Origin of the sequence: Corallococcus silvisoli, from assembly GCF_009909145.1 — a bacterium.
GTDB lineage: Bacteria > Myxococcota > Myxococcia > Myxococcales > Myxococcaceae > Corallococcus > Corallococcus silvisoli.
Genome location: NZ_JAAAPJ010000005.1, coordinates 45,184 through 67,672 on the forward strand (window position 1 = coordinate 45,184; position 22,489 = coordinate 67,672).

The following is a 22,489-nucleotide window of genomic DNA, read 5'->3' on the forward strand; positions in this document are numbered from 1 at the left end:
GTGAGCCCCCTGTCCTCCGCGATCCCTGTCTCCCGCGAGCGCGTGCGCGCCATCGACTGGCTGCGCGGCCTCTCCGTCATCGTGATGATCCAGTGCCACTCGCTCGTGCTGCTCACTCCCGAGCTTCGCAAGAGCGTGTGGACGGGCTGGCTGCTCAAGCTCGACGGGCTGGTGGCCCCCGCGTTCATCTTCTCCGCCGGGTTCGCGCTGTCGCTCCTGATGGTGCGCAGCGCCGCCGCGGGGATGCTGGCCGACCGCGCGGGCCGCAACCTGCGCCGCATCGCGGAGGTGTTCGCGGTCGCGGCGCTCGTCAACACGGTGTGGTTCCCCATCCGCACCGAGCCCGTGTGGCTCCTGCGCCTGGACATCCTCCACTGCGTGGGCCTGTGCCTGCTGCTCACCCTGCCCCTGGCGGCGCTGCTGGCCTCGAGGCCGAGCGTCCTCGCGGGCGCGGCGTTCCTGCTGGCCCTGGGGGCCTTCGCGCTCGCGCCCTTCAGCGACAGCGCGGGCGAGCCCTGGGCTTCGTTCCTGCGCAAGTCCACCTGGGCCCCCTTCCCGCTGGTCCCGTGGATCGGCTTCGCGTGGCTGGGCGCCTGCTGCGGCTGCGTCGCGGGAGCGTGGGGCCGCAAGGGACTGGCCCGGGTGTTGGGCCTCCTCATCGCGCTGGGATTCGTGGGGACGCTGATGCCCCACGTGCTCAGCGACCTCTACCCGCCGCACCGCTTCTTCGTCACCAACCCGTCCAACTCCGCCACCCGGTTCATGTGGGTCTGCGCGGTGCTGCTCGGGCTGCTGTGGGTGGAGGGGCGGATGGCGCCGGACGCACGACCGTCACGCGCGCGCCGCTTCCTGGAGGTGTTCGGCACCGCGTCGCTGTCCGCGTACTTCTTCCACGAGATGCTGCTGTACTACCGCGTCTTCGGCGTCTTCTCGTTCGAGCGCGTCTGGGGCGACTCCAGCGGATGGCTGAAGTACTCGGGCCTGCTCGCGCTGCTCATCGCGTGCACGTTCGTGCTGTGCATCGCGGTGGATCCCGCGGAGCGCGCGCTCAAGACAGGCCTCGCGCGCGCCCGCGACCTGTTGCTCAGTGCGCGCTGGCCGCGGCCTGTTCGAAGGCGCGGATGACGTCCGGCGGGGCCTGCACCAGTTCGATGAGCACGCCCTCGCCGCTCAGCGGGAACTGATCGCTGGCCTTCGGGTGGATGAAGCACACGTCGAAGCCCGCCGCGCCCTTGCGGATGCCTCCGGGCGTGAAGCGCATCCCCTGCCCCTCCAGCCACTGCACGGCCTTCGCCAGGTCGTCCACCCACAGCCCCACGTGGTTGAGCGCCGGGTCATGCACCTTCGGACGCCCGTCGGGATTGACGGGCTGCATCAGGTCCACCTCCACCTTGAAGGGGCCCGCCCCCGCCACGACGATGTCCTCGTCCACGTTCTCGCGCTCGCTGCGATAGGTGCCATGGGCCTGGAGGCCCAGCGTGTCCACCCACAGCTTGCGCAGGGCGCCCTTGTCGAGCCCCCCAATGGCGATCTGCTGGATGCCCAGAATCCGGAACGGCCGTGTCGTCTCCATGGCGGGGGACCGTCGCAAATGGGGTCCGCCCGCGCAAGCGGAGGCCACGTCCGGACGGGGGAAAAATTCACCGGATAAACCCATTCCAGAGGTCACCCGTTTCCAGGACCACGCCTCCCACTCTCCGCCCTGGAGCCTGAATGTCCCCGTTCTTCTCGAAGCGCCGCGTGTCGCTCGTCAGTGGTGCCCTCCTCTGCGCCGGACTCGTGGGCGCTTGCTCCACGTCGCGCGCCCCGCCGGAGTCGGGCCTCGGCGCCGCCGACAGCCAGCTCAGGCCGCAGGCCGTCGCCCGCACCGAGCCCAGCCCCAAGGACGCGCCCGCGGGCCGGCAGCACCTGGCCCAGGAGTCCCTGGCGGACGGGGACATGGTCGCGCGTGCCCCGTCGAAGGAGGCCCCCTCCGCGGCGGGCAAGGCCGCCCCGCCTCCCGCGTCCCCCACGTCCAGGGTCGCGGCGGAGCCGGTCCAGCGCGCCTCGCCGAAGAAGGTCGCGGATGAGGAGCTGAGGGCCAGCACCCTGGGCGCGGTCGCGCCTGCTCCGACGCAGCCTCGGGAGAAGATGAAGCCGGACACCGGCGACGACAAGAACGTGGCCGAAGGCGGCAACACCTTCGAGGCCTACAAGCCCAACGCCTTCACCGAGACGACGAAGGACGCGCTGTCCACCTTCGCGGCGGACGTGGACACGGCCTCCTACTCCATGGCGCGGCGCTACCTGCAGCAGGGCCAGCTGCCCCCCACCCACGCGGTCCGCGTGGAGGAGTTCGTCAACTACTTCAAGTACCGCTACGCCCCGCCGGAGGAAGGCGCCTTCACGGTGCACCTGGAGGGTGCGCCCTCGCCCTTCAACGCGCGCCGCCACTTCTTGCGCGTGGGCGTCCAGGGCAAGGTCGTCTCCCGCTCGGAGCGCAAGCCCGCGCACCTGGTGTTCCTGGTGGACACCAGCGGCTCCATGTCCTCGCCGGACAAGCTGCCCCTGGCGCTGGAGTCCATCAAGATCGCGGTGAAGAACCTCAATGAGAACGACACCGTGGCGCTGGTCACCTACGCGGGCTCCACGCGGGACGTGCTCCCGCCCACGCCCGCCACGGACGTGAAGAAGATCCACGCCGCGCTGGACACGCTGGCCGCGGGCGGCGGCACGGCCATGGGCTCCGGAATGGAGATGGCCTACAGGCACGCGGTGAAGAAGGCCGCCGGCGGGGTGGTGTCCCGCGTGGTGGTGCTCACGGACGGCGACGCCAACATCGGCCCCAACCTGAGCGCGAAGGACATGCTGGCCAGCGTGCAGAAGTACGTGGCCGAAGGCGTCACGCTCACCACCGTGGGCTTCGGCATGGGCAACTACCACGACTCGCTGATGGAGCAGCTGGCCGACAAGGGCAACGGCAACAGCTTCTACGTGGACAGCGTGAAGGAAGCGCGCAAGGTCTTCGAGACGCAGCTCACCGGCACGCTGGAGGTCATCGCGAAGGACGTGAAGTTCCAGGTGGAGTTCAACCCCAAGGCCGTCACCCGCTACCGCCTGATGGGCTACGAGAACCGGGACATCGCGGACAAGGACTTCCGCGACGACAAGGTGGACGCGGGCGAGATTGGCGCGGGCCACACCGTGACGGCGCTGTACGAGGTGGAGCTGACGGGCGAGGCGCAGGACCTGGCCACCGTGCGCATCCGCGCCAAGGCCCCCAACGGCACCGAGGCGAAGGAGCAGGCCTTCCCGCTCACCCGCGCCAACGTGAAGCCGACCCTGGAGGCCGCGACGTCCGACTTCCGCTTCGCCGTGGCCGTGGCCGCCACCGCGGACATCCTCCGCGCCGCGCCCTCCGCGGAGGGCTGGAGCCTGGCCACCACGCAGAAGCTGGCGGAGGGCGCCGCGGGCGGAGACGCGGACCGCACCGAGTTCGTCCGCCTCGTCGGACAGGCCCGCGCCCTGACGACCGCGTCGGCCAGCGGCCGCTGAGCCCCAGGCACGACACACCGGGATTCGCGCAACCAGGGGGGCCCCGCCCGCCACCGGAACGAGCCGGTGGCGGGCGGGGCTTTTTTCAGGTGCTTCAGAACACGGTGATGGTGGGGGCCGTCGTGCTGGTGAAGAAGTTCGCGAACGACGCCGAGTAGTAGTTCCCCGACTGACCGTTGATCTTCCCCGTCTTGGTGCCGAACACACTCACCGCCGTGCCAGCGGCGCCGATGCTGACGGTGCCCGTGGAGATGTTGCCGGTCATGTAGTCGCAGTAGATGTCCGCGTTGCGCGCGGTCGCGAGCGTCGTCGGGTTCACGTGGCGCAGGGCGAAGATGTACGCCGCGGAGCCGCTGAAGCCGTTGCGCATCACGAAGCCCACCGCGAGCCCCAGGTCCGAACCGACGATGGACACAGGGCCCGGCGCGCTCAGCGGCACGTTCTGGATCGTCTGCGACACCCCCGTCGGCAGGGTGCAGTTCACGCCCCCCGTGCGGGTCACCACGACGTCGTACTGCGGCGGCGAGGTGGTCGTCTGGACGGTGGACACCGAGTAGTCACAGTCCTGCGACGTCGCCGTCGTCAGCCGAGCGCCCTGCTGCGCGAATCCATCGCCATCCTGCGCCTCGGGGCCTCCGCAGGCGGAGACCACCAGGGCCGAACCCAGACACACGACGGACGTCAACTTGTTGAGCATGGGAATACCTTTCCTTTTGTGTGGAGGGGGAACGCCCGGACGCTAACAAGCCCCTCTGACAGAACCAAGACACCTCGTCCTGTCTGGCCTTGACGCGCGGCGGCGCGTGTATGCTGCGCGGTATGAACCGACCCGCTTCGTGGAGTTCCCCGGTGTTTTTGACCCTGGCCTTGCTCGCCGCCGGAGGCTGCGGTGACTCCGCTTCCGGAGGAGGCGTGTCGCTGGGCTCCGAGCAGAAAGGGATTGCGACCTATTACGGCGCCACTGGGGGCGGCAACTGCGGCTTCGAACCGGGCGGCGACCTGATGGTGGCCGCGATGAACCGGGAGCAGTACGACAACAGCGCCGTCTGCGGCGAGTGCGTGGACATCGTCGGGCCCAAGGGCAGCGTGCGCGTGCGCATCGTGGACCAGTGCCCGGACTGCGACCGGGGCCACCTGGACCTGTCCCGCGAGGCCTTCGCGAAGGTGGCGGAGGTGAAGGACGGCCGGGTGGACATCACCTGGACGCCGGTGTCCTGCGACGTGTCCGGTCCGGTGCAGTACCACTTCAAGGACGGCAGCAATCCCTATTGGACGGCCATCCAGGTGCGCAACCACCGGCTGCCCATCCAGAAGCTGGAGTGGAAGCGCGAGGGCGACTGGAGGGCGCTGAAGCGCGAGAGCTACAACTACTTCGTCACCACGGACGGCGTGGGCGAGGGCCGCTTCCAGCTGCGCGTCACCGCCAGCGACGGCCAGCAGCTCACCGACTCCCTGGAGAAGGTGCTGGACAACAAGACGGTGGACGGGGCGGAGCAGTTCGCGCCCCAGAAGTAGGCGCGCCCCACCCGCCCCGTCCGTCGCGGCGCTAGAACGTCATGATGGACGGGGCCGTGGTGCTGGTGAAGAAGTCCGGGTAGGTGGCCACGTAGGTGTTACCGGTGCCCGTCTGCCCGTAGATGGTGCCGTTCTTGGTGCCGGAGACGCTCAGCGTGGTCCCGTCCGACGCGATGGACAGGCTGCCCGAGTAGATGGAGCCCCGGCCCAGGTAGACCGCCAGGCCCGCGCTGCGCACGGTGTCCAGCGTGTCCGGAGCCAGGTGCACGAGACCCAGGGTCTGGGGCGCGCTGCCGCTGACGCTCGACTTCGACGTGTAGCTCACGGCCACGCCCAGGTCGTTGGCCACCAGGGAGAGCGTGGGGACGGTCGCCGTGGAGGAGCCGACCACGACGCCGTCGGCGCCCCAGGCGCAGGTGTCGCTCGCGGCGCGCGTGACCTTCACATCGTAGATGGGGGGCGTGGTTCCAGGCCGCGCCGAGGACGACACGGAGAAGGTGCAGCCCTGGGAGGTCGCCAGCGCCGACTCCTGCGTGGCGAGGCCACCCTCCTGCTCCTCCATGCCGCCGCACGCCGTGAGACCGACAACCGCGCAAAGGGAAACAACGGACTTGAAGACATGCATGACATTGACTCCGGGGTTGGGGGAACCGCGCCGCACTCCATAAAGGCAAACGCCAGACGTCGAAAGAAATCACACACAACATCGGAGCCTGGCTGCCGGAGGGAATACGAAGCCACCCCACGGCGGCCGGACCGTCGCGACGCTAGAACGCGACGATGGACGGGGCCGTGGTGCTGGTGAAGAAGTCCGGGTAGGTGGCGACGTAGTTATCGCCAGAGCCCGTCTCCCCGATGATGGGCCAGTTCTTGGTTCCAGAGACGGTCAGCGTCGTCCCGTCCGACTCAATGACCAGGTCCGCAGAGCCGATGGAGCCCAGGGGGCTGGTGGGGCCCAGGCCCTCGGTCCGGACGACGGTCAACGTGTCCGGCGACAGGTGCTTGAGAGACACGGAGCCAGCGTACTTCCCATAGGTGTACGCCACCGCCACTCCCAGCTCATTCGCCGCCAGGGAGACGGTGGGCTGCCGGGCACTGGGGGTCCCCACCAGCACGCTGCCCGCCCCCCAGGCGCAGGTGCTGCTCGCGTAGCGGGTGACCGTCACGTCGAAGATGGGAGGGACCGGTCCGGGCCTCGCCGCGGAGGACACCTTGAACAGGCAGCCCTGAGACGTCCCCGACACCAACGCCGCCTCCTGCGTGCCGAGCCCTCCCTGCTGCTCCACTCCACCACACGCCGTGACCGCGACCACCGCGACAAGGGAAACAACGGACTTGATGAGATGCATGGCATTGCCCTCCAGGGGTTGGACCGCGCCGCCCCTATAAAGGCAAATGCCAGACGTGAAAACCCTTCTCCCAAACCGTTGCATCCTGCATCGATGGGTGCGCGGCCACCCTCGGAATCCCCTGACCCTGCTAGCGCCGCAGCATGCCGCGCAGCAGCTCCAGCGCCTCGGTCACGCCCTGCCAGACCTGGAGGGCCTTGATGCCCTCCCCTTCGCCCTGGACGTTGCGGCGGGCAGCGCGCTCCAAGGGGAGCAGCGCGCCCTCCACCAGCTCGATCTGCCGGCTGAGCTCCGCCGGAGACGGACCGCTCGCCGCGCGCTGGAGCGACTCCGCGGGTGACGGCAGGGCCACCGACACGGGCCGGTCCGCCAGGGCCGTGAGGGCCTTGGAGAGCTGCGCCATGTACGGCCCGAGGTCGGGCGCGGGCATGGGGGCGTTGACCAGCGTGGGGGCCTCGGCCTGCGCGGCCACCCGCTCCGTGAGGGCCTTGAGCAGCTGGGCCAGGTGCTTGAGGTACGGGGCCAGGTCCGGGGCCGGGGGCGGCGCGGCGGGGATGGACACCGGCAGCGGAGGCGGCTTCGAGGCGGCCGCGCGGCCCACGCGGGCGACCTCCAGCACCGCCTCGCGCAGCGCCTCCAGGTGCGGGGCCACCGGCGGCTCCTCGCTGGAGGCTCCCACCTGGGCGGCGGCCTGCACCACCGCGTCGCGCACGGAGCCGAGCTGCTCCTCGATGGCGCCCAGCTGGCCGGTGACGCGGGCCACGGGGTCGTCCTCCTTGCCCCCCATGCGCTTCACGCGGGCGAAGCCCTGCTTGATCTCCTCCCAGCGCTTCGCCTTCTCCGGGGTCAGGCGCCCGCGCATCTCCGCCAGCTTGAGCAGGTTCTGCTCCGCGGCGGTGGTGAGCGTCTGGGATTCGCCCTGGTAGTGGTCGTCGATGCGGCGCTCGAGCTCGTCGTCCGTCATCGCGGAGACGACCTTCTCCGCCATCTTGTTCATGTTGCGGTAGCTGCCCTGCAACTTGAAGGCGGGCTCGCTGCGGAAGCGCTCGTCCTGCGCGGCGGACGCGATGTACTGGAGGTTCACCTTGAGCAGCACCTGCTGCACGCGGAACAGGCGCTGGAAGACGGCGACGATCTCCTGCAGCTCCGCCGCCGCGTAGCCGTGCTTCAGCTCGCCCGCCGGCACCTCTTCGCCCTTCGCCATCCGGATGAGGCGGTGCACGTCCTGCGGGTCGCGCGTGGCCAGCGGCGCCAGCACCGGGTTGGAGGTGAGCGAGTTCTCCAGGTAGCTGAGCGCGAACAGCTCCTCCTTGCCGTCCAGGATGTCGCCCAGGTTGTACGTGTCCGCGCGGTTGGCGAGCATGTCCGGGATGCGGAAGCGCTCGCCCGTCTCCGTGTAGGGATTGCCGGCCATCACCACGCAGAACTTCTTGCCGCGCAGATCATACGTGCGCGTCTGGCCATTCCAGACGCCCTCCACGCGGCGCTGGCCGTCGCACAGGGAGATGAACTTCTGGAGCAGCTCCGGGTCCGTGTGCTGGATGTCGTCGAGATAGAGCATCACGTTGTTGCCCATCTCGAAGGACAGGTTGATGCGCTCCACCTCCTGCCGCGCGGTGGCGTTGGGCGCCTCCGACGGGTCCAGCGACTTCACGGCGTGGCCCAGCGCGGGCCCGTTCACCTTCACGAAGGTGAGGCCCAGGCGGCTGGCCACGTACTCCATCAGGGTCGTCTTGCCGTAGCCCGGCGGAGACATGAGCAGCAGCATGCCCATGCGGTCCGTGCGCTTGCCCTCGCCCGCCGCGCCCAGCTGCTTGGCCAGGTTCGCGCCGATGAGCGGCAGGTACACCTCGTCGATGAGGCGGTTGCGCACGAAGCTCGTGAGCACCTTGGGCGTCAACTCCTCCAGCCGCAGCTTGCGCCGCTCCTTGTCCAGCAGGTCGCGCAGGTACGCGCGGTAGGCCGCGTACGCGGGCACGCGCACCTGGCGGAACTCGCCCAGCCGCGCGAGGAACTCATCCAGCCGCAGCGACAGCTTCCGGTCCTGGACGCGCGGGTGGCTGCCCAGCAGGCCGGTGGCCTCCATGGAGGTCAGGGCCCCCGCCGCCTCCCGGTCCAGCTTGCGCTCCGTGAGGAGCACCACCGCCGTCTCCAGCGCGACGTGGGCCGCCTCCCCCGGTCCGCCCTCGCGGCGGGCCAGGAACGCCTCCACCCACGCCCGGGCGATGCGCAGGCGCTCCGGCAGGTTCTTCTCCAGCCCCCGCAGGTCGTCGTCGAACGCGCCGCGTGAGCCGTGCCGCTCCAGGTGCGCGAGGAAGGCGTCCTTCAGCGCCAGGGCCTCGCGGCTGGTGGTGAAGCGCGGGCGGTCCACCGCCAGCTCCTCCACGAGGTAGCGGCCCGCCTGCCGGCCCTCCGCGGGCGACGCCTGGAGGCCGTGGCCCTGGAGGAACGCGAGCACGCGCTCGCCCAGCTCATCCCCCAGCGCCACCAGGTCCGAGCCGATGTCGAACGCCTGCCGCAGCCTCGCGAGGCTGCGCGCGCGCCGGTGGAACACGCCCCGGAGCACGTCGTCGGAGTCGAACGCCCAGTAGAGCGCGGCCCAGGCGCGCGGCACCGGGGCGAAGCGCAGCAGGCCCGCGCCCTGATGCAGCGCGAGCAGCTTCTCCAGGAGCGCCGCCGCGTCCGCGTCGTGCACGCCGCGCTCGTAGCCCTCGTCGAAGCGGTCCGCCGCGTACGCGCGCACGCGCTCCAGCAGCTGTCCCTGCGCCCCGGCCTCGTAGAGCGCCGTGAGCGACAGGCCGCCCTTGCCCTCCTCGGCGTCCATCAACAGCCCGGCGGCCAGGTACTCCGCGCGGTAGACGTCGCGCGTCTCGGAGGCCAGGTGTTGCTCCCAGAGGTCCCGGTACTTGAGCAGCTCCGGGTCCTCCAGCCGCTGCGTGTAGTCGGAGCCGGTGAGCTGGAGGAACAGCGCGCCGTCGCGCGGCACCAGCGTCAGCTCCAGCGGCTGGGTGTTGACGTGGAAGCGGTAGGGCCCCAGCTTGATCAGCCCCTCGCCCCCCTCGAACAGGTCCTGCCTGTCGCGCAGGGCCCGCAGGGCGTCCTGCTTCGCGGACTTCACCCGCGACAGCACTTCGTCCGCGCGAACGCTGTCCTGGAGCGCCAGCAGCTGCTCCGCCAGCTGCCGCAGCTTGAGGATCATCGCGTCGGACGCGAAGTAGGCGTTGAGCTCGTCGTCCGCCTTGAACGACTTCGCCCGCCGCTGCACGCCCTGGAGGATGCGCTCCGCCGCGCCGAAGAGGCCCGAGGCCCGGCGCTGGCGCTCGTCCACCAACGACTGCTTGCGCGCGCCGAAGGCCTCCAGCAGCTCCTCGCGCTTCTGGGTGATCTGCCCCAGGAACTCGTCGAACTCGCCGAAGCGGCCCTCCAGCTCCTCCAGCAGCACGGTGAGCTTGGAGAGCGCCTCGTCGCACTTCTCCGGGGAGTCCGCCTGCGACAGCGCGTTCTCGATGCTCTGCCCCAGCAGCTTGAACTGCGCGCCGAACTCCGCGCGCTTCTCCCGGCCGGAGAGCTCCTTGCGCTTCGCCTGGAGCCCCGCGCGCACGCGGTTCAGGCGGCTGAAGAGCTCGGAGATGCCTTCCAGGATGCGCGCCCGAGCCAGCGGGTCGCCCACCTGGAGGCCGCCCACCACCTCGCCCAGCACCTCCAGGCCCTGGCCGGTGCGCTCCACGTCCTCCGCCAGGGGCGCCAGCTCCACCGTCGTCGCCAGCGGCTCCAGGCGCTCCATCAGGCCGTCCAGCCGCGTGGCCAGCGGCTGAAGCGCCTCGCCCTTCTGGAGGAAGTCCACGCACGCCGTGCTCACGGCGTCGGACGCGGCCACCACCGCCTGCTCCAGGGCGTCCACGCGCCCCAGGTCCATGTAGCGCACGTCCTTCAACGTGATGAGGTGCCCGCGGTGCCGGCGCAGGTCCGCCAGCGCGCGCATGAAGCCCTCCGCGTCGGTGAGCCCCTCCGGCTGCGCGTTGAGCAGCAGCGTCTCCTGCGCCTGCGCGGCCTGCGCGAAGGACTCTTCCGCGCGCTTGCGCATCGCGAGGACCTTCTCGAACTCATCGATGATGAGCTCGGAGGTGCGGCGCAGCAGCTCGATGGGCTCCTGGAGCGACACCTCCGCGTGGCCCAGCCAGTAGTACGCGTCCAGCGCCCGCGTGGCCGCGGAGACCAGGTCCTCGTAGGTGCGGCGCGTGGGCTTGTCCGTCTTCGCCACGCGAGGCAGCGTCAGCGCGTCGCTGATGCCGCGCACCAGCTCCGCGTTGCCCACCTTGCCCAGGTAGCCCGGCGCGGGCGGCAGCTGCGCCGCGTGCTCGTCTGAGACGAACGGCGTCTGCCACACCTGCATGGGGTGCACGCGCGTGGGCTCCTGCGACGTGGCGCGGAACACCACCAGCCCGCCGTCCGCGAAGAGGCTCATGCCGTGCGCCAGCAGCGGCGTCTGAACCTCCTTGCGCACCAGGTTGTACGGGAAGAGCACGTACGCGCCCTCGTCCCGGCGGTGGAAGACGTAGAGCACGTCCTCCCCGTTGGGCGAGCGCACCGCCTGGTGGAACTCCATCCCCTCCGACGCGCCGTCGAAGACCTTGAAGTCGCCCGTCTGGAGGTAGTAGCCGCCCGGGAAGACGATGCCCTGGTCCTCCGGCAGCCGGACGCAGGACTGGCCGATGGCGTCGATGCGCACCACGTGCTGGGTGCGCGAGTTGAAGACGAGGTAGCGGTGCGCCTTCTCCCGGAACGGGAGGATGCGCAGCAGGATGAGTCCGCCCACCTGCGTCCAGGCGAACTCCGCGTCGTCCAGCGACTGGTCCGGGTCGTCCACCGGCTCGCTGTAGATGCCCAGGCCGGTGGCGGTGTTGTTCTCCACCTTGACGGTGAGGTCGCCCTTCACCGTCTCCACGAAGACCTGATCCAACACGTTGACGTGCGGGTGCTGGCCCAGCACGTACTGCTCGCGCGTGGCCACCGTCCACTCGAAGTCATGCGACGGCGGATAGACGTGGTCGCGCTCCCCCTGGTTGTCCACGTAGGTGGCGCGGCCCTCCACGTCCACGTTGAAGCGGAAGACCTTGAGGTCGCGCGCGGACTGGCCCGTCTGGAACACCGCCAGGAGGCGCGAGTCCCGCCGCCGCAGCTGCAGGAGCTTCGCGTCCTTGTAGTACTTGTACAGCTCCCCGAAGTCCTTCACGAACCGGGGGTCCGCCAGGAAGCCGCCGGCCTCCGTGGCGGGCACGGCGGACAGGTCGAAGCCCTCGGCCGTCTTCTCGAAGCGGTGCAGCGAGAAGACGTCCGAGACGACCGTCTCCTTCTTCAGGCCGATGAAGACGTTGTAGCCGAAGAGGAGGTACTTCCCGACGCTGACGATGTCGCGGGGGACGCAGTTGTTCTCCGTGCGCACCCGCTCGTTTCCGATGACGGTGAGCTCCGTGCCGCCGAACAGCGCCTTGCGCCGCCCGTTGAGGTCGTTCGCCCGGGTCGCCAGCGCGTCCGCCTGGGAGAGGAGGCGCGCACGGATGACCTCGTAGCTGCCGCCCTCCAGCGTCGCCTCGCCCCCGGGCACCTGGGTGCCCGGGGTCTTGCCGCTGTCAGTTGCCATGGATGTTCACCGAAGAAAGGAATGCGGTTCGCGGTGCGCCGGAGACTCAGCCCTGCTGCTTCGGCGCGAGGGCCGCGGCCTCTGACTGCACCAGCGCCTTGAGCCCGGCGGCGGTGGACTCGGTGGGGCTCACGGACATGCGGTTGAGCAGCGCGGCGACGGCCAGGTTCTGCGCGTCGTTGGTGAGGCCCGGCTTGGAGAGGATCTCCTTCAGGTCCGCCGGCAGGTCCTTCTCACCGTTGAGGTAGCCGCCGAGCGCCTTCTTCAGCGCATCGCCGTGGTCCAGCGCGCCGTCCACCGAGCTGCCGAAGGTCACGGCCTTGACGAAGTTCTCGAAGAACTTGCCGTCGCCGCCGACGATCTGGAACTTCGCGTTGCCGAACGCCTGGGCCAGCACGGTGGCCTGGGCCTGCGCGATGTCCTTGCGCACGTTGATGGCGGCCAGCTCCACGTCGCGCTCCTTCTGCAGGCGCAGGCGGTACTCCTCGTGCTCGCGGCCCACGCCGTCCAGGGCCTTCATCGCGGTGGCCTTCTCCGACAGGCCCCGGGCCTCGGCCATCAGCTTCTCCTGGATGGCGGCGGCCTCGGCGAGCAGCTTCTCGCGCGTGGCGAACGCCTCCGCCTCGCCGCGCTTGTGGATGGCGCCGGCTTCCGCTTCCTGCACGCGGGCGTTCGCCAGGCCCTTCTCCTCCGAGCCCGCGGCCTCGGCGAGCAGCTTCTCGCGCACCGCGGCGGCCTGGGCCTGCCCCTGCTTCTGGATGACGGAGGCCTCGGCCTCCTTCACGCGCACCTGCGCCATGCCCAGCTTCTCCGTGGCGACCGCGTCCGCCTCACGCACGCGCACGCTGGCCAGGCCCGCGGCGGCGGACTCGGCCTGGACGCCTTCGGCCAGCCGCATCTTCGCCTTGGCCTGCTTGTCCGCGGCCTCCAGGTCGGCCTCCGCCAGGGTCAGCTTCTCCTTGGCGAGGAACACGGCGATCTTCGCGCTCGCGTCCGCGGCCTGGATGTCCTTCACGGAGGCCTCTTCCGCGTGCGCCTGGGCGTTGATGATGACCGCCTCCTTGGTGCGCTTGGCCTCCGACGTCACGCGCAGGTCCTTGATGTTCTCCTCTTCCTGGGCGACGGTCTTCTCCACCGCGATGCGGGCGCGCACCACGTCCGCGATGGCCTTCTTCTCCGACTCCAGCGCCTTCTCCTTCGCGATGCGCTGCAGCTCCGTCTCACGCTCGCGGTTGATGGCCTCCAGGGCGCGGTCCTTCTCCACGCGCTCGGACTCCACGCCCACCACGCGCTCGCGGTTCTTCTGGGCCACCTGCACCTGGCGCTGCTTGTTCTCCTCGTTGATGGCGATCTCTTCCTCCGCCTTGATGCGCGCCAGCTGCGCCTTGGCGAACTCCTCGCTCTTCACGCGGTCGGCCTCGGCCGTCTCACGCGCCTGGATGCTGTCGATCTCCCGGCGCTGCTTGGCGGACGCCTCCTCGCGCTGACGCTCCAGGGCGAAGATGGCCTCGTCGGCTTCGACGTTGCGCTTGGTCACGGCCATGCGCTCGGACTGGCGCAGCTCGTTGGTGAAGACGTTCTGCTCGGTGGTGAGCTGGGTGATCTTCCGGATGCCCTGGGCGTCCAGGATGTTGTCCTTGTCGAGCATGTCCACCGGGGTCTGCTCCAGGAAGTCGATGGCGCAGTCCTCCAGCATGTAGCCGTTGAGGTCGCGGCCGATGGTCTCCACCACCTTGTCCTTGATCTCATCGCGCTTGGTGTAGAGCTGCTCGAAGTCGAAGCTCTTGCCCACCGTCTTGAGGGCCTCGGAGAACTTGGCCTCGAAGAGGTTCTCCAGCGTCTGGTGATCCGACGCGCGCGCGCAGCCGATGGACTGGGCCACCTTGAGCACGTCCTCGCGCGTCTTGTTCACGCGCACGAAGAAGGTGACCTTGATGTCCGCGCGGATGTTGTCCTGGCAGATGAGGCCTTCCTTGCCGCGGCGGTCGATCTCCACCGTCTTCAGGGAGATGTCCATCACCTCCGCGCGGTGGACGATGGGCAGCACCACGGCGCCGGTGAAGGTCACCGTCGGCTCGGTCTTCATGGTGTTGACGATGAGCACCTTGCCCTGATCCACCTGGCGGTAGAACTTGGCCACGCTGACGAAGATGCCGAAAAGGATGATGATGCCGCCGCCAATGATTGCTGCAAGGCTGATGGGATCCATGGCCTATCCTGTGAAGTCCGTTGGGCGGGCCTTGTTCCAAGCACTCGGGGTCCCCCGCGAAAGCCACCCGGTGCCGATTGTCGCGCCCGTCCGGAGGAGCCGGAGGACGCCAATGTTCATCGCTGGGCGCGGGCGCGCGCGATGGCCGCTGCCTTGAGCGGATCGCGCAGCTGCTCCAGTTCCTGGGGCAGGAGCCAGTCCACCGGCTCCACCTCGTACACGCCGCGCTCCGCGTCGTAGCCGAGGATCAACGCCGGCTGGCCGCGCTTGAGCTGGTTGGGCTTGTCACAGAAGACGTTGAGGATGAGGCCCGCGGCGCCGTCGTCGAACGTCGCGTGACCGTCCTTCGCCGTCACGCTGCCGCTGGAGATGATGCACACGCGGCCCATCAGCGCGTCGCGGCCCGGGGCGCGCTTGGCGATGAAGATGGGGCGCAGCGGGCGCACCGCGAGCCCGCCCACCACCAGGCCCACCGCCGCGCAGACGAGGCCCAGGCCCGTGCTGACGAGCCACGAGGGCAGCATGGAGAGCGCCGCGTGCGTGGGCTGTCCGCTCACCAGCGACAGCGACCAGGACAGGAATACCACCAGGCTCACCGACACGGTGACGGGGATGCCGCCAAAGCCCAGCGCCGCGAGCAGGCCCGTGGCGGCCTCCGCGTCATGCAGGTGCGAGTGCCCGTGGCCGGAGACGGCCTTCGCGCCGCCCTCCAGCATCCCCGAGGTCGCCTTGGCGCCACCCTCGAACGCGCCGCTCACCGCCTTGGCGCCGCCCTCCAGGTCCAGGTCGCCATCCAGGAGGTCGATGCCCACCGCGCCGATGATCACGCACAGCCAATAGGCCAGCGTCACCCCGAGGAGGATGGTGAAGATCGCGGTGGGGAACGCCACCAGGGCGTCGAGGAAGGTCGTCATGCCTCGGGAATCAAGAAGAGGTGGGAGTCGCAACGGATTCTAAGCGACTGCAGCGCCATCCGAAAATGCCACCTGGGGCTTTTCCGGCCGGCAGCCGTCCTTGCGGGCGGAATGGCCCCGGATTGCCACCCCGGCGGGCGTGAAGCGGGCCGCGGGGAGGCGCGAGGCCCACCCGGGCAGGAGGCGTGGCCGCTCTCCACCGCGCTGGGAAGGCGCTAGCGTGGCGCCCGTGCCCGAGTACGTCACCCACCGCGACGCCCTGCCCCGCGCCGAGTTGGCGGCCTTGGGAGATGCCCTGCTCGGCTCCCGCTTCGTCGCGCGCAGTCCGCTGATGGGGACGTTCCGGGCGAGCCGGGGCTTCGCGTTCATCTTCACCGCGGAGGGCCGAGCGACGCTGGAGGCGCGCTTCCCGTTCCTGACCGCGTTCCTGCGCCGCACCCTGGATGGCGACAGCGCGAAGGGACTCCAGCCATGGACGCGGCGCTGGTTCGGAGGTCGCGCCCCACGGCCCCGTCCCAACGCGTTCTACCTGAACCTGCTGCTGCTGGACGCGGGCACGCCCGTGGGCCGCCACATCGACGCGACGTTGCAGGAGCCGAGCGGCGTTCCGGACGCGACGCCGGAGCACGTGAGCGTGCTCTACCTGCGTGTTCCCCAGGGCGCGCGGGGAGGGGCGTTGCGGCTGCTCCGCGACAACCAACTCCGGGGCGAGGTGCGCCCCCGGCCGGGCCTGCTGGTCCACTTCCAGGGAGACCTCCAGCACGAGGTGCAGCCGTTCACCGGCGGCCCGGAAGGCGCGCTGCGCGCGAGCCTGGTCTGCGAGCAGTACGCCTTCCGGGAGGACGTGCTCGCCCGCCTCCCCGCCTTCCGCATCCAATCCAAGGCGGGCTTCTCCGCCTATCTGGAGTCCCAGCGCGAGCGCGACGGCGTGGCGCCCTCCGTGGGGACGCTGGAGGAGTGAGTCTCTGCCGCAGCCCCGCTCCCACAGCGCCCAGTCGCCCGGGCAGGCCTCCGCTTGCGCCCACCGCGCGTCGTATCAACCCTTGAGGTCCACCTTCCGCGAGGGAGCACGACCATGACGGGAAAGAAGCTAGAGGGGTACGGCGAGACGAGCGAGCAACGCCAGCGTCACCTCGAGAACGACGCGTTTTCCGAACGCGCGCCCCAGACACCGGAGGAGTTGGAGGAGGCGCGCAGTGAGCCGGAGGAGGACGGCCATCAGGTGGTCACGCTCCATCCGCTGGATTCAGAACCCAAGGACGACCCGCGCTGAGCGACAGCGGACTCCGGGACCTTCGCGAGGCGTTCTTCGCGGACGGTCCCCGCCCCGGGCCTGCTAGGGTCCGCGCCCGCGATGAGCCAGAGCCTGACGCTGCTTGCGGGTCCCGACGCCCTGCGCATCCTCCGGGAGCGCGGTCTGCGCGCGGAGGACGTGGACATTCTTCCAGGCGCGTCCGGCGGCCCGAAGTGGCTGGGGCTGGAGGGAATCGACCGCGTGCTGTTCGGCGAACTCCTCCAGCAGCCCCGAGCGCGGCCCCTGCATCTCATCGGCAGCTCCATCGGGAGCTGGCGGTTGGCGTGTCTGGCGCAGAAGGATCCTGTGGCCGCGATGAAGCGGTTCGCGGAGGCGTACCTGGAGCAGCGCTATCCACCGAAGCCGCCGCCCCCGCTCGTCAGCGAGGTGAGCGCCACCGTGCTGGAGTCCCTGTTGGGTCCGGACGGCGCGGAGGAGATCCTGATGCACCCGTGGGCACGCCTGCACGTGGTGACGACCCGGTGCAAGGGCCTGCTCGCGGTGGAGCGCTCCGGAGTGCAGCTCGCGGGCTTCGTGCTCGGCGCGCTGGCGAACGCGGTGAGCCGCAAGACCCTGGGGCTCCAGATGGAGCGTGTGATCTTCCACACCGCTGGGGACACCAGCCCCTTCGCGGGATTGAAGGACCTGCCGTCCGCGCACCGCGCGCTCACCCGCGACAACCTGCGCCCCGCCCTGCTCGCGTCGGGTTCCATCCCGCTCGTCATCGCGGGCGTCCACGACATCCCGGGAGCGCCGCCGGGCACGTACCGGGACGGAGGCGTCGTCGACTACCACCTGGATGTCGACTACGGCGCGGGGGACGGGCTGGTCCTCTATCCGCACTTCTATCCGTACGTCGTGCCCGGCTGGTTCGACAAGTCGCTCAAGTGGCGCCGCGCGGGGCCGCTCAACTTCCGGCGCGCGCTGATCATCACCCCGTCGCCCGCGCACCTGGAGCGGCTGCCCGGAAGGCGCATCCCTGACCGAGCCGACTTCACGAAGATGAAGGACGCGGACCGCATCCGCGCATGGAAGCAGGTGCTGGCCGAGGGCGAGCGCATGTCCGACGAGCTGCGCGGGCTGATCGCCACGGGCCGCATCGCGGATCACGTGCAGCCGCTCTAAGCGCGCGGCCCGGCTCAGGGGGTGAGCCACGTGCGAAGCGCGGCGTAGACCTCCGGGTGATTGAGCAGATCAAGGTGGTTCGCGCCGAGGACGATGCGCTGGTTCGCGTCAGGAAACCGCAGCGTCAGCTCTGGTTGGGCGTGCCGCCCGAGCGCGCTGTCCACCGGGACCAGCCCGTCCCCGGGAAGCCGCTCCGCCAGCGTCCGAGCGGTGGTCGCGGCGACCGCGTAGCACTCCACCCCCTCTGGCAGCGCGAGTTGGCGGCGCGCATCCCCAGCCCAGCCGAAGCGCTCCCGCCCCGCCCAGTGCTCATCGAGCACGTTGCCGAAGCGCAGGTCCGTGACCCCGGCGCCTCGAATCCGGCCGAGGCGCGCGAAGGGCGCGCTGTAGGGGCTGACCTCGAGCAGCACATCCACCCAGCTCCCGCCCCGCTCCAGCGGTGAGCCCTGGTGCGGCGTACCGAGGCAGACGAGCTTGCGCAACCAGGGGCGCCAGCCACGCCCTTCCGCCTCCGCGGCGAGGCATGCGCTCCGGGCCACCAGCCCGCCCATGCTGTGGCCCACGAGCGTCAGCGATTCGAGCGGCACGGGCCAGGAGGCCACCAACTGCTCCAGCAACTCCGAGAACGCTTGGCCATTGCGGGAGATGTGCAGGCCGCTGTTGTAGTGGAGATAGACGGGCGTGAACCCGAGGTCGCGCGCCAACGCCGCGCCGTGGTCGTGCCCCGACCGGCTCCATTGCAGATCATTCATCGAGGAGCCGTGGACCAGCACGAGCAGCTGGCCGCCAGCTCCAGGCAGGGCTTCACGCAGAGCGTCTGGCGAAAGCCCCAGCGCCCGCCCGGAGCTCCGGAATGACATCGGAATCGCGAGCGGGTTGCCCCCCTCCTCCAGCGCATCCCCCAGCACGCCATTCAGCGCGGAGACCACGGCCTCCCGCTGGGGCCCCGGAGCACTGTCCCCCAGCCAGGGCGTGAGCTGCTCCAGCACGGCGTCGAGCCCCATCCCGACCTGCCGGGTGACCCCCTGGAGCGTTCCGTAGAGCCACCCCGTGAAGAGCCGCGCCGGGCGCTCCAAGGGCCTGCCCAGCACGGACGGCCCGCTCGCGATGGTGCAGTGCATCTCCTCGACCAGCCCCATCACCCCCTGGGTGGCCTGCACCGCGAGGCGACTGGCCCCACGCAAGGCATCCGCGTTCTTCCGTGTTCCCGGCGACTGACGGTTCATGGCGAGCACCCCCATGTCAAACCTACCGAACCGTAACCTACCCATCCGTAGGTTCGCCGTCAACCGCGCCAGTCCGCCTGGGCTTTCACCCGAGCAAGCGTGTGGCTCAGCGCGAGGAGCGTTGAACCATCCGCTCCAGGAGGGCCGGGAGGAACCGCTTCAGGGTGAGCGCGAGGCGATCCTTGCCCCACCGTCCGACGTAGACCTCCGAGCGCTTGCGCGCGACCGCGGAGAGAATCTGGGCCGCCGTCTCGGCGGGGGTCGCGCCGTTCGCCGTCGTGGCTTCGTCCTTCCCCGTGGGCTCCCCCTCCGCCGTCAGCGCGTTGCGGCTGACGTTGGTCGCGACGTAGCCCGGCATGATCAGGGACACCGACACACCGTCCGCGGCGGTCTCGGCCCGAAGACAATCGAAGAATCCGTGCAGTGCGTGCTTCGCGCCCGCGTAGGAGGACCTGAGCGGAGTGCCGACCTTCGCCATCACGCTGGTGATGACGACGAAGTGCCCACTTCGCTGGCTCAGCAGGGTGGGCAGGACCGCTCGCGTCAGCGCGACCGTGCCGAAGTAGTCCACTTCCATGATGCGTCGATGCACGTCCATCGCCGTGTCCTCCACGAGCGAGCGCTGACTGATTCCGCCGTTGTGAACCACGATGTCGATTCGCCCGAAGCGCTCCAGCACGTGCTCGACGAGGCGGGGGAAGTCGTCGGACACCGAGAGGTCGAGCGGCACGATGAAGACCTCCGCCGCTCCACACCGCGCCGCGACCCGCCGCAGCTCGGCTTCACGCCGCGCGGAGAGGACCAGCCGCGCGCCAGCCTGAGCGAAGGCCAGCGCGAGCGCCTCGCCGATGCCCGACGACGCGCCCGTGACCCACACGACCTTTCCGGCGAACCGGTCCTTGCTGGCCATTTCGAGCGACCTCCCCCTTGAGGCGGCGCGTTCGCGCCATGGACCCCATCGCGCCGAAGTTCCGAGCAGCCGGAGGGCTTCCCGGACAGCCGCTCCGCCCACTGGAGCGGACCTTCGTGCAACACGGTCTGATCAAGACGAAGGATGAAGCACCAGTTCCGCCGCGAGAGCACGCGCACCACGGGGCGCTCGACGGAGCGGTATCCGTCGAAGTCACTCGCGGTGGCCCCCATGGCCGATGGCGGCGTCAGCTCCATGACGCTGCGCCACCTCGCGTCCGGCATCAGGCGCGCCCTGGCTTGCTCGCTGGAGAGGAAGCCCCTGGGGCGATCCGCCGTCCCAAGTGGCGCGTGCCATGAATTGAAAAACAAAAACCCCGGCTTCCAATCGCTTGGAAGCCGGGGTCTCTGAAAGTTGCGGGGGCAGGATTTGAACCTGCGACCTTCGGGTTATGAGCCCGACGAGCTACCAGGCTGCTCCACCCCGCGGCGAGAACGAGAGGCTAAGTACGTCAGCCCCTCGTCAGCGTCAACAACTACTTACCCAACTTGCTGAGCAGGTCCGCGAAGGTGCCGAAGCCCTTCTTGCCAGCGCCCTGCGGCTGCTGCGTCTTCTGCCACGCCTCCACCTCGGCGCGCTCTTCGGCGCGGATGGCCGCGGGAATGGACAGACGGATCTTCCCGGAGGCGTCGATGTCGATGATCGCCACCTTCAGCTCCTGCCCGATGGAGAAGTGCTTGCGCATGTCCGTGCCGCGGTCGGTGCCCGTCTCGCTGGCGGGGATGAGGCCCTTGCCGCCCGGGAAGGCGAGGAACACGCCGTAGGGCTCCAGCCGATCCACCTTGCCGACGACGACCGCGCCGACCTTCGGGCGGGGCGCCGCGGGCTGCGCCGGGGCCGACTCGGCCTTGGCCTGCTGCGCGGGACGCTCCTCGGGCGGACGCTGCGCCTCCTCCTCGGAGATGCGGCGCAGGCCGATGCGCTTGTCGTTGGGGTCGATCTTCTCGACGGACACCCAGATGACCTCGCCCTCCTTCACCGCGTCACGCGGGTGGGCGATGCGCCGGTCGCTCAGCGCGGAGATGTGCACCAGGCCGTCCACGCCCGGGCGCAGCTCCACGAACGCGCCGAAGGGCTGGAGCCGGACGACCTTGCCCTGCAGGCGGTCGCCCTCCTTGATCTCCTCCAGCGCCTTCTTGAACGGATCCTCCTGGCGCGAACGCAGCGACAGGGTGATGCGCTCCTTCTGCTTCGCCTTGTCCGGGGAGTTGGGCTGGCCCTCCTCCATGCGGAGGATCTCCACCTCCACCTCGTCGCCCTGCTTCACGACGTCGCTGGGGTGCGCCACGCGCGTGTAGGACAGCTCGGAGACGGGGATCATGCCCTCCACGCCGCCCAGGTCCACGAACACGCCGAAGTCGCGCACGCCGGAGACCTTGCCCTTGACCGTCTTGCCCACGGCCAGGTTCTTGCGGGTCTCCGTGGCCAGCCGGCGCTGCTCGTCCTCCAGCAGCGAGCGGCGCGACAGCACCACGTTGCGGTCGCGCACTTCCGTGACCCGGAACTGGAGCTTCTCGCCGATGAACTGATCCGGCTTCTCCACGAAGCGGATGTCCAGCTGGCTGATGGGGCAGAAGGCGCGCGTCTCACCGATCGCCACCTCCACGCCGCCCTTGTTGACGCTGAGGACCAGGCCCTCCACCGGCATGCCGGAGGCGCGGGCCTCCGCGAGCATCGCCATGGAAGCGTTGCCCTTGGCCAGCGCGCGGCTGAGCAGGATGCCCCGGGCACCCATCTCCACCACGTGCGCCTCCAGGCGGTCGCCCACGCCGAAGCGCAGGATGCCCTCGTCGTCCTTGAGCTCGCGCAGCTCGATCATCGCCTCCGACTTCGCGGAGCCGTCCAGCGACACGAACGCGGTGTCCGCGCCCAGTTGGAAGATGGTGCCGGCGACCTTCTCGCCCACGCGCACGCCGCGGCGGCCGGGAGCGCCACCGTCCTTGACCTGCGCCTCGAACATGTCGGCGAAGGACTCGGTCTCCGGGACCTCCTCGTACAGAGGGCTGGAGGGCACGGGGGTCGGCGTCACCGGACGCGGCGCCGGAGCCGGCGAGGAAGCCGCAGAGGCCTGCGCGTCGGCGCCGGTCTGCTCCGCGGTCGCGGTCGCCTCGGCGGGCTTGTCACCCTCCAGGGCGCGCGTCTCGATGGAGCCGGAGGCGCGCTTCACGACCACCATGGGGCCGGAGGGACGGCGCTCGCCGCCACCGCCGCTGCCACCCCGGCGCTCGCCGCCGCCACGGCCACCGCCGCGCTCGCCGCCGCCCCGGGGCGCATCTCCCTGGGGACGCGGCTGCGCCTGCGCGTCGCGCGGGCCACGCTCACCGCGGCCCGGGCCGCGCTGCTCGTCACGGCCACCACCGCCACGGCCGCCGCCACCGCGCTCGTTGCCCTGGCCCCCGGAAGGGATGCCCAGCATCACGTCGCCAAACGTGGCCTTCGGCTTCTTGGGACCGAAACCGCCAGGACCGCCCGAATTACCGCCGCTCTTCTCGTCGCTCACTGCCGAGACCTTCCGTTGACGATTTCGACCCAGGACTTTCGTGAAGTCAGGGCCTCTTGAAAAAGGCGGCGCACTCTACACGCGCGCCATGCCCGGAGGAAGCCGCATACGGCCATCCCCCTCACAATCGGCCTCCTATCGCAACGGAAAGGGGGCTGTCCTGCATTCCGTTTGCGCCCCCAAGCACCGCCTGGAGAGCAGCCGTCCTGCCT

Annotated in this window: 16 protein-coding genes and 1 tRNA gene; 6 read left to right on the forward strand and 11 right to left on the reverse strand. The window is 70.0% G+C overall.

The features are described from left to right. The gene (locus GTY96_RS09145; RefSeq protein ID WP_161664494.1) at positions 1–1,125 is read left to right on the forward strand and encodes a heparan-alpha-glucosaminide N-acetyltransferase domain-containing protein; all 1,125 of its coding nucleotides are present in this window, start codon (positions 1–3) and stop codon (positions 1,123–1,125) included. Here GTY96_RS09145 and GTY96_RS09150 read toward each other — a convergent pair. Next, a complete protein-coding gene (locus GTY96_RS09150) occupies positions 1,085–1,573 on the reverse strand; it encodes a VOC family protein (RefSeq protein ID WP_161664495.1) in 489 nt (162 codons plus the stop codon). The two genes, GTY96_RS09145 and GTY96_RS09150, sit on opposite strands and share 41 nt — an antisense overlap. Positions 1,574–1,713: 140 nt before the next feature. On the opposite strand from GTY96_RS09150, the gene GTY96_RS09155 reads away from it, so the two are divergent. Further along, complete coding sequence (locus GTY96_RS09155) at positions 1,714–3,534, forward strand: vWA domain-containing protein (protein ID WP_161664496.1); 1,821 nt, start codon at positions 1,714–1,716, stop codon at positions 3,532–3,534. Positions 3,535–3,628: 94 nt separating this feature from the next. Here GTY96_RS09155 and GTY96_RS09160 read toward each other — a convergent pair whose 3' ends face one another. Continuing rightward, the gene (locus GTY96_RS09160; RefSeq protein WP_143900609.1) at positions 3,629–4,231 is read right to left on the reverse strand and encodes a hypothetical protein; all 603 of its coding nucleotides are present in this window, start codon (positions 4,229–4,231) and stop codon (positions 3,629–3,631) included. A gap of 122 nt (positions 4,232–4,353) precedes the next feature. Between GTY96_RS09160 and GTY96_RS09165 the strand changes: the two genes are divergently transcribed. After that, complete coding sequence (locus tag GTY96_RS09165; protein WP_186001861.1) at positions 4,354–5,049, forward strand: expansin EXLX1 family cellulose-binding protein; 696 nt, start codon at positions 4,354–4,356, stop codon at positions 5,047–5,049. Between the two features lie 31 nt (positions 5,050–5,080). Here the strand turns inward: GTY96_RS09165 and GTY96_RS09170 are convergent, their stop codons facing one another. The 5 genes from GTY96_RS09170 to GTY96_RS09190 all read right to left on the reverse strand — a co-directional run bounded on the left by GTY96_RS09170 (position 5,081) and on the right by GTY96_RS09190 (position 15,162). Next, positions 5,081–5,674, reverse strand: coding sequence for a hypothetical protein (locus tag GTY96_RS09170; protein WP_161664497.1), 594 nt, complete (start codon positions 5,672–5,674; stop codon positions 5,081–5,083). Positions 5,675–5,816: 142 nt separating this feature from the next. Next, complete coding sequence (locus GTY96_RS09175; protein ID WP_161664498.1) at positions 5,817–6,398, reverse strand: hypothetical protein; 582 nt, start codon at positions 6,396–6,398, stop codon at positions 5,817–5,819. Positions 6,399–6,528: 130 nt separating this feature from the next. Then, complete coding sequence (locus GTY96_RS09180) at positions 6,529–12,039, reverse strand: DNA repair ATPase (protein ID WP_161664499.1); 5,511 nt, start codon at positions 12,037–12,039, stop codon at positions 6,529–6,531. A 46-nt stretch (positions 12,040–12,085) separates the two neighbouring features. After that, positions 12,086–14,248: a flotillin family protein gene (locus GTY96_RS09185; RefSeq protein WP_143900619.1), complete on the reverse strand. Its 2,163-nt coding sequence runs from the start codon at positions 14,246–14,248 to the stop codon at positions 12,086–12,088. A 116-nt stretch (positions 14,249–14,364) separates the two neighbouring features. Beyond that, on the reverse strand, positions 14,365–15,162 hold the full coding sequence (locus GTY96_RS09190) for a hypothetical protein (RefSeq protein ID WP_143900621.1): 798 nt from the start codon (positions 15,160–15,162) through the stop codon (positions 14,365–14,367). Positions 15,163–15,391: 229 nt separating this feature from the next. Between GTY96_RS09190 and GTY96_RS09195 the strand changes: the two genes are divergently transcribed. From GTY96_RS09195 to GTY96_RS09205, 3 genes are all read left to right on the forward strand, one after another. Continuing rightward, positions 15,392–16,123: a 2OG-Fe(II) oxygenase gene (locus GTY96_RS09195; RefSeq protein WP_143902079.1), complete on the forward strand. Its 732-nt coding sequence runs from the start codon at positions 15,392–15,394 to the stop codon at positions 16,121–16,123. Positions 16,124–16,237: 114 nt separating this feature from the next. Then, positions 16,238–16,435 carry a hypothetical protein gene (locus GTY96_RS09200; RefSeq protein ID WP_143900623.1) on the forward strand — a complete coding sequence of 66 codons (198 nt, stop codon included), beginning with the start codon at positions 16,238–16,240 and terminating at the stop codon, positions 16,433–16,435. A gap of 81 nt (positions 16,436–16,516) precedes the next feature. Then, on the forward strand, positions 16,517–17,581 hold the full coding sequence (locus tag GTY96_RS09205) for a patatin-like phospholipase family protein (RefSeq protein ID WP_161664500.1): 1,065 nt from the start codon (positions 16,517–16,519) through the stop codon (positions 17,579–17,581). 14 nt (positions 17,582–17,595) lie between these two features. Here GTY96_RS09205 and GTY96_RS09210 read toward each other — a convergent pair whose 3' ends face one another. The 4 genes from GTY96_RS09210 to GTY96_RS09225 form a co-directional block, all read right to left on the reverse strand. Then, positions 17,596–18,807 carry a lipase family alpha/beta hydrolase gene (locus tag GTY96_RS09210; protein WP_161664501.1) on the reverse strand — a complete coding sequence of 404 codons (1,212 nt, stop codon included), beginning with the start codon at positions 18,805–18,807 and terminating at the stop codon, positions 17,596–17,598. Positions 18,808–18,913: 106 nt separating this feature from the next. Further along, a complete protein-coding gene (locus GTY96_RS09215) occupies positions 18,914–19,717 on the reverse strand; it encodes an SDR family oxidoreductase (protein WP_161664502.1) in 804 nt (267 codons plus the stop codon). A gap of 414 nt (positions 19,718–20,131) precedes the next feature. Next, positions 20,132–20,205: transfer RNA gene (locus tag GTY96_RS09220), tRNA-Met, on the reverse strand. Between the two features lie 47 nt (positions 20,206–20,252). After that, on the reverse strand, positions 20,253–22,277 hold the full coding sequence (locus GTY96_RS09225) for a S1 RNA-binding domain-containing protein (protein WP_161664503.1): 2,025 nt from the start codon (positions 22,275–22,277) through the stop codon (positions 20,253–20,255). Positions 22,278–22,489: the final 212 nt, after the last annotated feature.